The organism is Catenulispora subtropica, from assembly GCF_039531675.1.
In the GTDB taxonomy this organism is placed as follows: domain Bacteria; phylum Actinomycetota; class Actinomycetes; order Streptomycetales; family Catenulisporaceae; genus Catenulispora; species Catenulispora subtropica.
Genome location: NZ_BAAAQM010000050.1, coordinates 39,183 through 51,693, shown reverse-complemented (window position 1 = coordinate 51,693; position 12,511 = coordinate 39,183). Strand labels below are relative to the sequence as shown.

Below are 12,511 nucleotides of genomic sequence, written 5' to 3'. Positions count from 1 at the left end.
AATCCGGGTTGGACGGCCCCCGGCCCCCGGGGGAACAGTGAGCTGACGTGCGACCTCGCCGATCGCGACCGGCAGGCGCGCGTGCCGCTCCAGCAGCGCCGGCGCCTGCCGACACACCGAAGCGGCCCGAACCCGAACAGCCTTACCGCGCCAACTCCGCCATCGTGTCCTCGAAGTCCGGGAACTCGTCCCGGGCGGCCGCCACGACCTCCCGGGCCGTCATGCGCTCGCCCGTCGCGTGCTTCTCGGCGATCGCCGTGAACTCCGGGTGCGGGCGGGAGCGGCGGGTCGGGTACTCCACGGCCTCGTACGGGCCGCTGCCGTCGGCGACCAGCCAGAGGAAGCCGGACAGGTCGCAGGCCACGACGCCGGTCTCGCCTTCCGGGCCGAGGAACACGATCGGCTGGTCGGTCAGGGGCGCGTCGTCGCGGACGAGCCAGAACGCCGCGTAGCCGCCGGCCGAGGTCTGGCCGAAGACCCGGAACTGATCGCCGGTGGTCTCGGGGTTGGCGGTCCAGGTGCGGAACCAGTCGGTGGTGTCCTCGGCGTCGAGGAATTCTTCGAAGGGCTCGAAGTCCACGGTGGGGTGGTCGTCCTCGTCCTCGTCGTCCTCGCCGGCTTCCGGGAAGCCGAGGGCGGCTATCGCGGCCAGCGCCGCCGGGAGGACGAGGTCGTCGTCGTCTTCGATAGTCACGAGGCGTAGATTAGCCGGGCTCAGGGCGTCTGCTCCAGCGTTGCGCGGGGTGGGGCTTTCGGTGGGGTTCGTCGGTGGAAATCCTCTGGTGTCAATTGCCACCGAGCTGGTGCAATGGAGGTGAGGCGCCAGGGAGGGGGTGTCTGATGAACGCCACCATCGCAAGGGAGCGTCAGGACAACGAACGCGGCCCCGCGGACATCTACTGCACATGGGGCGGGTGGCCTTGGCGGGCCGAGTGCCGGCTCTGCACGATGAGCTCGCCGGGACAGCGGACGCGGGACGAGGCGCGGGAGTGGGCTGAGAGCCACCACCACGCTTTCCACGAGATCGACTGATAACGGGGAACAGGCCGGAGGCCCGGATCCCCCTGTGTCGCAAGGGGACCCGGGCCTCCGGCTTTCGGCTTTCGGTTAAGAACCCTGCTTCGGCAGCACCACCACAGCCAGCGGAGTCCGCTGGGCGCCCTGGCCGAGAGGGTTGTCCTTGAACATCTCCGCGATCTTCTCCTCGGAGACGGTCGTGGCCTGCCCGAGGATGTTGCAGCCCAGGTCGTTGGCATCGATGATGGCCACCCCCTGGAACGTCTCCGCGGCCTGCTCCGGCAGCACCCTGCGAAGGCGCTCGGCCAGCTCGGCGGCGGCCTTCTCCGGATGCGCGGGAGCCAGCTTGGCCGAGACGTTCGACGGGTAGAGCGAGTACTGCGTCGGACCGTCGATGGCCCGGACCGCGGGGCCGGCGAGCTGGTAGAACAGGCCCTTGCGGCCCACGACCTTGCCGACGGCGCCGGCCGCGGAGGCGGCGATGATGCGCGGCAGCCCCGCCTCCTGGATGGCCAGCTGCATGGTCTCCGGGGAGCCCAGGCCGATGCCGGCCGGGGTGCGGACGACGAACTTCTGCAGCTTGCGCGCGGCGAAGGACGGCTTGATCTCCCACAGGAAGTAGGAGCGGCCCTGGGAGATGGCCACCACCTTCTCGCTGACCGCCAGGAACCAGGGGCTGTTCAGCGCCTCGGCGTGCTCGTCCGACTCGGCCGCGCGGGTGGCGAACTCGGCGCCGTACTCGGAGATCTTGGTGTGGAAGTCGTCGCCCTTGGCGAAGGCGTCGGTCTGGATCGGGAAGCGGAGCACCTGGCCGCTGGAGGCGGTGCTGATCGCGATCTCCTTGCCCGGGTTGGCCGCGAAGTACTCCTTGGCCGCCGAGGTGGTGGAGTCGATGTGGGTGCCGGGAGCGTCGACGAAGGTGCGCAGCCAGAGCTCGACGTTCAGCAGGCGCCAGAACAGCATGGTGTCGCTGTTCTTGCCGGCGATGAACTCCTCGAAGGCGCGCAGCACGGAGGCCTGGTCGAAGTACGGCCGGGAGCCGAAGGAGTCGGAGCGGAAGACCGTGTGCACGTGGTTCTTGATGCGCAGGAACCACTCCCGCTCGGGGGTGGTGAAGCCGATCTTGTTGCGGCGGTCGACGATGGTGTCGGGCAGCAGGCCGCGGACCGAGTCGCGCAGGATCTTCTTGTTCCAGCCCTGCTTGATGATCGCCTCGGGCTCGAGGGTGAACAGGTAGCGGAGCAGGGTCATGTCCAGGAAGGGCACGCGGCCCTCCAGGGAGAAGCGCATGGTGTTGCGGTCCTCGTAGCGGAGCAGCGAGGGCAGCGAGTTGGCGAAGATGTCCTCGACCAGGCGGGCCCGCAGGTCGTCCGGCACCGGGGAGAAGGTCTCGCCCTTGTGCTGCTTGGCGAAGCCCTTGTCCAGCATCTGCCGGATGTCCACCGGCTTGTCCAGGCCGAGCTTGCCGCGCACCACCTGCTTGCCGTACCGGGACACGACGTCGGTGGACGACACCACCTCGCGCAGCAGCTTCGTGTACTGCTTCTCCTTGCGGAGCTGGCGCAGGTACACGAAGTAGTACGGCAGGTAGCCGGCCATCATCTCGTCCGCGCCCTGGCCGTCGAGCAGGACCGTGACGTGCTGCGTGGCCTCCTGCATCACCTTGTACTGCGCGTAGGGGCCGGTGGAGATGGTCGGCTCCTCCTGGGTGCGCACGAAGTCCGCGAGGTCCTCCAGGAACTCGTCCGGGTTCGGCCTCACCTTGTGGCAGTTCACCGGGCCCTCGGCCTTGGCGATGACCGCGTCGACGTAGCGCTCCTCGTCGTTGACGCTGCCCGGGAACACCGCGGAGAAGCTGTTCTGGGTGGAGCCGACCGACTCCACGTCCTGAGCGTGCTGCTTCATCAGCTTGCTGATGACGGCGACCACCGTGGAGGAGTCCAGGCCGCCGGACAGCGCGGTGCCCACCGGAACCTCACCGACCAGGCGCATCCGGATGGCCTCGGTGAGGCGCTCCTTGAACTCCTTGGTGGTGTCCTTCGTGAACGGCGAGCGCGGGCCCTCGGCGAGCAGGTCCTCGCGCAGCGTCGTGAACATCCGCCGCTCGACGGTGCCGTTGTCGACGACCACCACCTCGCCGGGCCGCACCTTCTCGATGCCGGCGAAGAACGTGCGGTCGGAGTCCTCGTGGATCCGGAACCGCAGGTAGCGGTAGAGGGTGACGTCGTCCGGCGCGGCCTCGACCAGGCCGGAGGCCAGGATCGCCTTGATCTCCGAGCCGAACACCAGGCGGTGGCCCTCCGGGCCGTCGACCGAGGCCAGGTAGATCGGCTTGATGCCGAAGTGGTCGCGGGCCAGGTACGACTTCCCGGTCTCGGTGTCGTGGATGGCGACGGCGAACATGCCGTTGAAGCGGTCGAACGCCTTCTCGCCCCACTCGGCGAACGCGCGCACCACCACCTCGGTGTCGCAGACCGTGCGGAAGGTGTGGCCGAGCGCCTCCAGCTCGGTCATCAGCTCCCGGTAGTTGTAGACCTCGCCGTTGTAGACCGCGGCGTAGCGGCCGTCCTCGGTGAGGAAAGGCTGGTCTCCGTGCGCCCGGTCGATGATCGCCAGGCGGCGGTGCGCGTAGCCGACCTTCGCGCCGTCGCTGTAGACGCCCTCGCCGTCCGGACCCCGGTGGGCGATGGAGTCGCCCATCCGCTTGAGCATCGCCTCGTCATGGGCGCCGAAGACACCCGCGATCCCGCACATGTGCTGTGCCACTCCTCGCCGTATGTAGAACCTGCCGCGCTGAGCCAAACCTATACGACGAGCGGGTGACGCCCGCGCGACGCCGAGTAGTGCGATGCGCGAGCGGGCAGGGGAACCGCGTGATCACCGTCCGCGCCCGAGCCGACGTCGGATCTTCCGACGTTGCTACCATCCTCCTAGGAGGCGGATTTCCAGTACAGCCAGCCATGCCGGACGCCACGGCTACCGATCCGGGGGGACGACGACGATGGCGAATGACACCGTGACCGACAGGCCGCAACCACCGGCCGGGACCGCGCCCGCGGGCGGTTCCGGCAGCGCGACCCAGGCCGAGGGCGACCCGGGGGCCGGCGTGGACGGACCACGGACCGGCGAGGCGGTCGCGGCCGGCGGGCAGCCGGACCGGCCGGACGCCGGCCGGAGCCCGCGGGGCACCGCCGTCCCCGCCTCCCCACCGGAGGGCCGTCGCCGCAACCCGCTGGTCCGCGCGGCCGTCGCCGTCGGCCTCAGCTTCGCCCGCGACATGGTCACCTTCTTCTCGGTACCGGTGCGCAAGGTTCGCGAGCGCAAGCTGATGGCGATCCCGGCGACGCTGATGTGCGTGGCGCTGATCGGCGTGCTGTGGGTCCTGGAGATGATCCGGCCGACCGGGCTGGCGTTCGTGCAGCACGTGGCCGGGGTGCGGCAGGGCGAGCCGCTGTGGGAGGTGCTGCCGCAGCTGCCGCTGTCGCTGTTCGCCCCGGCGCCGGACCTTCCGGCCTGGGGCGCGATGGCCCAGGTGCTGATCGCGTTCGGGATCGCGGAGTGCTGGCTGGGCTGGCGGAAGATGCTGGCGATCGCCTTCGTCACCAGCGCGGTGACCTCGATGGCGGCCCGGGTGATGGTCTACGCCAGCAACTGGCTGCACATAGGGACGCCGGGGATCGACAACTTCCAGGTCGACACCGGTCCGTCGGTGTCGGTGGTGGCCCTGCTGATCTACCTGGCGCTGCGGCTGCGCACGTACTGGGTCGTGGCGCTGACCGCGGTGTCGATGGGCGGCGAGGCGGCGATCCTGCCGAACCTGGCCGGGCGCGAGCACCTGGTGGCGATCAGCCTGGGCATCCTCACGTACTTCATCCTGGACCGCTGGTGGCCGGCCTGGCAGAGACGCAAGATCGAACGGTCGACCTCGGACTGAGCCGCTCGGCCCGCCGCTCGGCCCGCCGCTCGTCCACCCTCGTGAAATAAGCTCTCTGCGCTATGGACTGGTATCCCGAATCCGACGAGACGCTGCTCTACCGGGGCCGGGTCGCCTTCGCGACCGGCCGGGCCGCCAAGGTGGCCGGCATGCGCTGGTTCCGCGACGAGGCCGGCCGCGACATCACCCCCGAACTGGGCTGGCCCGCGGGCCCGGCGTACACGCCGCGCAGCGAGGCGGCCGCCCGGACCGGCAGGACCCTGGGCGGCATCGGCAAGGGCATCGTGGTGATCGCGGCGATGGCGATCAACGCGGTCAGCAACGCCAACCCGGACGTGTCGGTGGGCGACGGCGCCAGGTCGGCCGACCCCGCCCACGAGGTCGAGGACTTCCCGGTCCTGGTCGCCGCTCCGGGCACGGCGGCCCGCACGCTGCCGTACCGGCTGGACCCCGACCGCCGGCCGGCGGACACCGCGACGGACCTGGCCGTGACCGACCGGCGGGTGGTGGTCCTGGGCGTCTCCACGAAGGCCGGCCTGACACCCGCCGAGGTGCTGTGGGAGACGCCGCGCACCGCGATCGCCTCGGTGGTGAAGCACGCCTTCGGAACCCACGGCGGCGACCTCAGCCTGGTCTTCGGCGACGGGTCGCGGGCCCGGCTCGACCTGCTCGACGGCTCGCGGGCGGCGGTCCAGCTCACGGCCGAACTATGCCCGCGGCGGCGGGTGGAGATGACCGAGCTGGCGCTGCAGAAGATGAAGAACCGGGCCGCGCCGATGAAGCTGGAGCACTGGTGGGAAGCGGTGCGGCAGGACGACGGCACGGTGGTGGCGCAGCGGGTCCTGGTGGCGCCGGACGGCAAGCGGGTGCGGGAGTCGCGCCAGCACGACGTGACGAAGTGGATCGACGCCCCGGTGGGGTGAGCGGTCAGGCCTCGCCCCGGGGTGTCCGCCGGCGCGCCCGGCGCGGGTTGAGCCGCAAGCCGCGGATCGAGGCGTCGACGATCTCGACCGGGTGCACGACCGGGATCGGCGGCTGGTCCCCCTCGTCAAGGTAGCGCCGGATCTGGAGCAGGCAGCCGGGATTGCCGGTGGCGACCAGGTCCGGGTCCGTGGCCCGGATCCGCTCGGCCTTGCGGCGGCCGAGCTGTTCGGCGGCCTCCGGGCGGACCAGGTTGTGGATCCCCGCCGAGCCGCAGCAGAAGGCGGCCTCGGCGGGCTCGACGAGCGTGAGGTCCGGGATGCCGGCCAGCACGCGGCGGGGCTGGGCGCGGACGCCCTGGCCGTGCGCGAGGTGGCAGGCGTCGTGGTACGCGACGCGCGCCGGGACCGGGTGGCGCTCGGCGACCGGTTCGAGGTCGTCGAGCACTTCGGAGACGTCCCGCACCTTGGCGGCGAAGGCGGCGGCGCGGTCGGCGTAGGCGGGGTCGCCCGCGAGCAGGGCGCCGTACTCCTTCAGTGTCGAGCCGCAGCCCGCGACGTTGACCACGACCGCGTCGAGGCCCTCCCCCTCGTCGAACGCGTCGATCATCCGCCGCGCGTGGCGCCGGGCCTCGTCCTCTCGTCCGGCGTGCAGCGACAGCGCGCCGCAGCACCCCTGCGCCGGGACCTCGACGTCGCAGCCCTCGGCCTGGAGCACGCGCACCGTGGCGGCGTTGACGTCGCCGAAGAACACCCGCTGCACGCACCCGGCGACCAGCCCCACGGTCCGCCGCCGCGCGCCGCGCGCCGGGTTGTGCGGCGCGGACGACCGCCACGCCGTGCGCAGGGTGGTCGGGGGCATCAGAGCCTCCATCGCGCCGAGCCGGGGGAAACGGCGCAGAAGACCACTGGAACGGACCAGGGCCGCGCCACCCGTTCGGCGGTAGGCGACGGCGCCGAGGGCCGCCACCCGGAGCCGCAGCGGATGCGGGAACAGCGCGAACACGAGGCGCCGGAAGAGCGCGTCGCCCCGCGGCTCGGCGTAGGCCTGCTCGACCTTCGGCCGGAACTCCTCGATGATCCGGTCGTACTGGACGCCGGACGGACAGGCGCTGACGCACGACAGGCAGCCGAGGCACGAGTCGACGTGTTCGGCGACCGCGGGGTCGAGGTCGGCTTGTCCGGTGATCACCTGACGCATGAGGTGGATGCGGCCGCGCGGGGAGTCGTTCTCGTCCCCGGTGAGGGCGTAGGTGGGGCAGGCCGGGAGGCAGAACCCGCAGTGGACGCAGGCCGAGGTCAGGTCGTCGAGGTTCTCGCCCATGGCGGGCAGTGTACTGAGCGAGTGCCGGACCACTAGGGTCGCCGCGTGGTTTCTCTGGCGAGGCCGTGAGCCGGGCCCGGCAACGAAAAAGCTCCCGACCTGAGGTCAGGAGCTGTTTCCAAGAGGGTGGCCGACGGGGCTCGAACCCGCGACAACTGGGATCACAACCCAGGACTCTACCAACTGAGCTACGGCCACCATGTGCCCCCCGCGCCGCTGACCTTTGGTTTCCCGCCGTCCCGCGCCGCGCTGGCACCGCCAAGCATACATGGATCGGGGCGTGCTCTGCACAACCCTTTCCGTAGGTGCTCTCACCGCACCTTGGGAGGTCAGGCGCCTGTGGGCTCGGAGCCCCCGGCGACGCGCGCGGCCTCCTCGGCTTCCACCTTGGCCGCCAGCGCGCGGGCGGTGTCGGAGTCCGGGCCGGGGTGCGGCACGAAGATCGCCTCGCGGTAGTAGCGGAGCTCGGCGATCGAGTCGCGGATGTCGCCGAGGGCGCGGTGGTTGCCGGTCTTCTTCGGGGCGTTGAAGTAGACGCGCGGGTACCAGCGGCGGGCGAGTTCCTTGATCGAGGAGACGTCGACGATCCGGTAGTGCAGGTGCTGCTCCAGCTCGGGCATGTCCCGGGCCAGGAACCCGCGGTCGGTGCCGACGGAGTTGCCGGCCAGCTGCGCCTTGCCGGCCTCCGGGACCTGCTCGCGGACGTAGGCCAGGATCCGCTGCTCGGCCTCGGCCATCGGGATCCCGCCGGGCAGCTCCTCCAGCAGGCCGGAGGCGGTGTGCATCTCGCGCACCACCTCCACCATGCCGGCGAGAAGGTCCGGGAGCCGGTCGGCCGGCGGCGCCACGACCACGTCGACGCCGTCGCCCAGGACGTTCAGCTCGGAGTCCGTGACCAGCACGGCCACCTCGATCAAGGCGTCCTTGTCCAGGTCGAGCCCGGTCATCTCGCAGTCGATCCACACCAGCCTGTCACTCATGGGCCCACCCTATCCAGGCCCGATCGCGCCCCGCAGGCCAAGGGCCGGGCCGGGGGACGGGCCGAGGCGGCGGGGCGGACCCGGAGGGGGCCGACCGGCGCGGGCCGGTGAGCCGATCGCGGGTTCCGCCGGCACCCCGCGAGTCGAGCTGGACCGTCCTGCAGGTCGCGCGAAGGCGCGGCGCCGCGTTCGCGCTGCCGGATCTCGCAGTCGGCTCGCTAGTGCCCGTCGCGGCCGCCGCGCGCCCGGGAGGCCAGGTACGCCTCGCGGTACCGGGCCGGCTGGGTGCCCAGCACGCGCAGGAAGTTGGCGCGCATCGCCGGGCCGGAGGCGAAGCCGGAGCGCCGGGCCACCTCGTCCACCGGCAGGTCGGTGGACTCCAGGATGCGCTGCGCCGCGATCACCCGCTGGGAGTTCACCCAGCGCAGCGGCGTGGTGCCGGTCACCTCCAGGAAGCGCCGGTCGAAGGTGCGGCGGGACATCGAGGAGTGCTTGGCGAACTCGTCGACGTCAAACGGCTCGGCCAGGTGGTCCAGGGCCCAGGCCATGGCGTCGCCGATCGGGGTGCCGGCGCCGAGCTCGCTGGGCAGGTGCCGGTCGAAGTAGGCGGCCTGGCCGCTGCGCCGGCCCGGGCCGACCACCAGGCGCCGGGCCAGCGCGCTGGCCGCCTCCGCGCCGTGGTCGGTGCGCACCAGGTACAGGCACAGGTCCAGGCCGGCCGAGGAGCCGGCGCCGGTGACCACGTCGCCGTGGTCGATCTGCATGGAGCGGGCGTCGACCTTGACCCGGCGGTGGTGCCGGGCCAGGGCCGGCGCGTACATCCAGTGCGTGGTGGCCCCGCGGCCGTCCAGGACGCCGGCCGCGGCCAGCACGAAGACCCCGGAGTCGAACGCGGCCAGCCGCGCGCCCTCCTTGTGGGCCTTGCGCACCGCGGCCAGCGCCGGTTCCGGGGGCCGCTCCCCCGGGGCCCGCCAGGCCGGCACGATCACGGTCCCGGCCTGGTCGGCGCCGGAGAGCCCGAACGGCGTGGACAGCCGCAGCGATCCGGTGGTGGCCAGCGGGCCGGCCTCCCCGGCGCACACCAGCAGCCGGTAGTACGGCAGGCCCATGACGCGCCGGTCGACGCCGAACACCGTGATGGGTATCGCCGATTCGAACAGGGGGGCGTCCCGGAAGAGCAGGACGGCGACGGTGCCCCGGTCGCGCGTGGGAGCCAGGCGCGGGCGGGGGGCTGTCAGTGTCATTCGGGCGGCTGACCTCTCTGGTCCAGATGGATCGTCGAACGAGCCATTTTCCTTTGTAGGCAAAGGGAAAAGCGACTTGGAGCGGAAGCCGTGCCGGGCCGTGGATTATCAGAACTCATACATGACCCGGGCACGGGTGTCCACCCGCGCCGTCACCGCGGCCGGCTTCCCCGGTGGCGCACGGTGGTGATCTGTGGTGGTCTACTGGAGGATCGAGGGTGGGGCTCGGCGAGGAGAGGGGGTGCGGCGCGTGGACCGGGAACGGGCGCTCGAAGCGGTTCTGACGGACGTGACAGCGCGGTGCGGCCCCACGCTGCGCGCGCTCACCGGCGCCGCCGAACGCCGTGCGTACGAGACCGACGCGCTGACCGCGCACCGCGTGCTGCCCGGCCTGGTGCTGCTGCCCGCGGAGCGTGCGCAGGTGGCGCCGATCGTGAAAGCGTGCCTGCGGCACGGCGTCCCGTACGTCGCGCGCGGCGCCGGGACCGGACTGTCCGGGGGCGCGCTGCCGGCCGCGTCGGGCGTCGTGATCTCCCTGGCGCGGCTCAACCGGATTCTTGAGGTGGACGCCGACCGGCGCACCGCGGTGGTCGAACCGGGCGCGACCAACCTGTCGATCAGCGCCGCGGCCGCCGTGCACGGCCTCTACTACGCCCCGGACCCCTCCTCGCAGGTGGTGTGCACGATCGGCGGCAACGTCGCGGAGAACTCCGGCGGCGCGCACTGCCTGAAGTACGGGTTCACCTCGCACCACGTGCTGGCCGTCGAGGCCGTGCTGCCGGACGGCTCGGTGGCCGTGCTCGGCTCCGACGACATCGAAGCGCCCTGCTACGACGCGCCCGGGTACGACCTGCGGGGCGTCTTCGTCGGCGCCGAGGGGACGTGCGGCGTCGCCACCCGGGTCGCGGTCCGGCTGCTGCGCCGGCCGGAAGCGGTGCGCACGCTCGTCGCCGACTTCCCGGACGTGCCCTCGGCGTGCGACACGGTCAGCGCGGTGATCGCGGCCGGGATCGTCCCCGCCGCGATCGAGATGATGGACAACCTCGCGATCCGCGCCTGTGAGGACGCCGTGCACGCCGGCTACGACCGGGAGGCCGCGGCCTCGCTCATCATCGAGCTGGACGGCCCCGCCGAGGAGTGCGCGGAGCTGTTCGAGAAAGTCAGCGCCCTGTGTTCGGCGCACGGCTGCACCCGGCTGCGGATCGCCGACGACGAGGCCGAGCGGGCCGCGATCTGGGCCGGGCGCAAGGCGGCGTTCGCCGCGATGGGGCGGCTGTCGCCGGAGTTCCTGCTGCAGGACGGCGTCGTGCCGCGGACCCGGCTGGCCGAGGCGCTGGCCGGGATCGCCCGGCTGTCCGGGGCCGCCGGGCTGCGGGTGGCCAACGTCTTCCACGCCGGCGACGGCAACCTGCACCCGCTGGTGCTCTACCGGGCCGCCGACGGCGAGGAGCCGGCCGCCGAGCGGCTCGCGGCCGACATCGCCGAGCTCTGCGTCGCGCTCGGCGGGTCGCTGAGCGGCGAGCACGGCATCGGCGTGGACAAGGCGTGCTCGATGCCGAAGATGTTCTCCCCCGCGGACCTGACGGCCATGGACCGTCTACGCGCCGCGTTCGATCCGTCAGGGCTGTGCAACCCCGGCAAGGTGTTCCCGACCCCCGCGCTGTGCGGGGAGGCGCGGGCCGGGGCGTACCAGCCGCATCCGCTGGAAGAGACCGGAAAGATCCAACGATGGTAGGCCCCTCATCCTCCGGCCCGACGCCCGGCGACACGCCGCCGGGGCCGGGCTCCGACACCGCCGGCACCGCCGTCGCGGGCCCGTCCGGCACCGCCGCGGAGCCGCCGCCCGGCCCGCACTCGATCACCCCGACCACGGTGAAGGACCTGCGCGACGCGGTCACCGCCGGCACGGTCCTGATCCGCGGCACCGGCACGGCCACCACCTGGGGCGCGCCGGTCCGCGACCCGCGCACCACGGTGTCGCTGGCCGGCATGGACCGGGTGCTGGACCACCGCCCCGCCGACATGACCGTGCACGTCCAGGCCGGCATCCGGCTGGACATGCTGCAGGCCGAACTGGCCGAGCGCGGGCAGTGGCTGCCGTACGACCCGGCGCGCTCGGAGGCCACCATCGGCGGGCTGCTGGCCACCGGCGACGCCGGCCCCCGGCGGCTGGGCTACGGCTCCCTGCGCGAGCTGGTGATCGGCGCCACGATGGTGTTCCCGGACGGCGCGATCGCCAAGAGCGGCGGGCACGTGATCAAGAACGTCGCCGGCTACGACCTGGCCAAGCTCTGCCACGGTTCGCTGGGCACCCTCGGCGTGGTCGCCGAGCTGGTGCTGCGCGTGCACCCGCTGCCGCAGACCTCGCGCACGGTGATGGTCCGGGACGTGGACACCGAGGCGGCGCAACGCCTGGCCTGGGCGCTGACCCGGTCCGCCACCGAGCCGACGGCGATCGAGTGGTGCGAACCGGAGCAGGTGCTGGCGGTCCGCTTCGACGGCACCTCCGACGGCGCCGCGGCACGGGCGGCCGCCGCCCGCGCTTTGCTGTCCGGAAGCCTGGCCGAACTGGACGCGGACGAGTCCGAGGGCTTCTGGTTCTCCCACGCCGCGCGCGTCATCGCCGAACCCGGCGACACGGTGCTGCGCGCCGCGACCCGCCCCGGCGTCGACCCCGGTCTGGTGCGCGCCCTGGCGGCGTGGGCCGAGCACTCGGGGGTGAAGGCGCTGCTGACGTGCAGCCCGGCCACCGGCGGCTACACGGTCCGGGTCACCGGCGGTGACGCGAAGGCGCACGCGGAGCTGGTGAAGAACTGGCGGACGTCGGTCGAGGCGGTCGGCGGCTTCGTGATGCTGCGCCGGCGCCGCCCGGGGGTGGACGCGATGGTGGAGTCGTGGGGGCGGGCGCCGGGCGGGGTGGAGGTCATGCGGCGGGTGAAGGGGAACTTCGATCCGGAGAACCGGTTCGCGCCGGGGAGGTTCGCGCCCTGGTTCTGAGCGCCCTCACCTGCCGCCGGCACAGAGGTGCCGCCCGACGCCGTCGGTGGTGCGCGCAAGCCCACCGCTGACGGTTCCAGACCGGGAGCCTTCGA

At 72.5% G+C, this 12,511-nt stretch carries 10 protein-coding genes and 1 tRNA gene; 5 read left to right on the top strand and 6 right to left on the bottom strand.

All coding sequences use genetic code 11. From position 1 onward, the window contains the following. Positions 1-142 precede the first annotated feature (142 nt). On the bottom strand, positions 143-694 hold the full coding sequence (locus ABD466_RS33290) for an SMI1/KNR4 family protein (RefSeq protein WP_344661201.1): 552 nt from the start codon (positions 692-694) through the stop codon (positions 143-145). Between the two features lie 146 nt (positions 695-840). Here ABD466_RS33290 and ABD466_RS33285 point away from each other — a divergent pair, with 146 nt between their 5' ends. Further along, complete coding sequence (locus ABD466_RS33285) at positions 841-1,032, top strand: hypothetical protein (RefSeq protein ID WP_344661200.1); 192 nt, start codon at positions 841-843, stop codon at positions 1,030-1,032. A 75-nt stretch (positions 1,033-1,107) separates the two neighbouring features. Here ABD466_RS33285 and asnB read toward each other — a convergent pair whose 3' ends face one another. Further along, entirely contained in the window at positions 1,108-3,771 is a 2,664-nt protein-coding gene (asnB, locus tag ABD466_RS33280) for an asparagine synthase (glutamine-hydrolyzing) (RefSeq protein WP_344661199.1), read from the bottom strand. A gap of 247 nt (positions 3,772-4,018) precedes the next feature. Here asnB and ABD466_RS33275 point away from each other — a divergent pair, with 247 nt between their 5' ends. Both ABD466_RS33275 and ABD466_RS33270 read left to right on the top strand, forming a co-directional pair. Next, positions 4,019-4,951, top strand: coding sequence for a hypothetical protein (locus ABD466_RS33275; protein WP_344661198.1), 933 nt, complete (start codon positions 4,019-4,021; stop codon positions 4,949-4,951). 62 nt (positions 4,952-5,013) lie between these two features. Further along, positions 5,014-5,874 (top strand): hypothetical protein, encoded by an 861-nt coding sequence (locus ABD466_RS33270; RefSeq protein WP_344661197.1) that lies wholly within the window; start codon positions 5,014-5,016, stop codon positions 5,872-5,874. Positions 5,875-5,878: 4 nt separating this feature from the next. Here ABD466_RS33270 and ABD466_RS33265 read toward each other — a convergent pair whose 3' ends face one another. The 4 genes from ABD466_RS33265 to ABD466_RS33250 form a co-directional block, all read right to left on the bottom strand. Next, positions 5,879-7,195, bottom strand: coding sequence for a (Fe-S)-binding protein (locus ABD466_RS33265; protein ID WP_344661196.1), 1,317 nt, complete (start codon positions 7,193-7,195; stop codon positions 5,879-5,881). 125 nt (positions 7,196-7,320) lie between these two features. Continuing rightward, a tRNA-His gene (locus tag ABD466_RS33260) sits at positions 7,321-7,393 on the bottom strand. 131 nt (positions 7,394-7,524) lie between these two features. Next, a complete protein-coding gene (orn, locus tag ABD466_RS33255; protein ID WP_344661195.1) occupies positions 7,525-8,175 on the bottom strand; it encodes an oligoribonuclease in 651 nt (216 codons plus the stop codon). A gap of 218 nt (positions 8,176-8,393) precedes the next feature. Then, complete coding sequence (locus ABD466_RS33250; protein WP_344661194.1) at positions 8,394-9,419, bottom strand: GlxA family transcriptional regulator; 1,026 nt, start codon at positions 9,417-9,419, stop codon at positions 8,394-8,396. Between the two features lie 289 nt (positions 9,420-9,708). Between ABD466_RS33250 and ABD466_RS33245 the strand changes: the two genes are divergently transcribed. Together ABD466_RS33245 and ABD466_RS33240 are read left to right on the top strand one after the other, a co-directional pair. Beyond that, complete coding sequence (locus ABD466_RS33245; protein WP_344661232.1) at positions 9,709-11,154, top strand: FAD-linked oxidase C-terminal domain-containing protein; 1,446 nt, start codon at positions 9,709-9,711, stop codon at positions 11,152-11,154. Continuing rightward, a complete protein-coding gene (locus ABD466_RS33240) occupies positions 11,148-12,416 on the top strand; it encodes an FAD-binding oxidoreductase (protein WP_344661193.1) in 1,269 nt (422 codons plus the stop codon). Before ABD466_RS33245 ends, ABD466_RS33240 begins: the two co-directional genes overlap by 7 nt. Positions 12,417-12,511 lie beyond the last annotated feature (95 nt).

Excerpts from the sequence above, each read along its gene's own strand:
- ABD466_RS33270 (WP_344661197.1), top strand. The coding sequence starts at position 5,014 with ATGGACTGGTATCCCGAATCCGACGAGACGCTGCTCTACCGGGGCCGG.
- ABD466_RS33250 (WP_344661194.1), bottom strand. The coding sequence starts at position 9,419 with ATGACACTGACAGCCCCCCGCCCGCGCCTGGCTCCCACGCGCGACCGG.
- orn (WP_344661195.1), bottom strand. The coding sequence starts at position 8,175 with ATGAGTGACAGGCTGGTGTGGATCGACTGCGAGATGACCGGGCTCGAC.
- ABD466_RS33275 (WP_344661198.1), top strand. The coding sequence starts at position 4,019 with ATGGCGAATGACACCGTGACCGACAGGCCGCAACCACCGGCCGGGACC.
- ABD466_RS33285 (WP_344661200.1), top strand. The coding sequence starts at position 841 with ATGAACGCCACCATCGCAAGGGAGCGTCAGGACAACGAACGCGGCCCC.
- asnB (WP_344661199.1), bottom strand. The coding sequence starts at position 3,771 with ATGTGCGGGATCGCGGGTGTCTTCGGCGCCCATGACGAGGCGATGCTC.
- ABD466_RS33265 (WP_344661196.1), bottom strand. The coding sequence starts at position 7,195 with ATGGGCGAGAACCTCGACGACCTGACCTCGGCCTGCGTCCACTGCGGG.
- ABD466_RS33240 (WP_344661193.1), top strand. The coding sequence starts at position 11,148 with ATGGTAGGCCCCTCATCCTCCGGCCCGACGCCCGGCGACACGCCGCCG.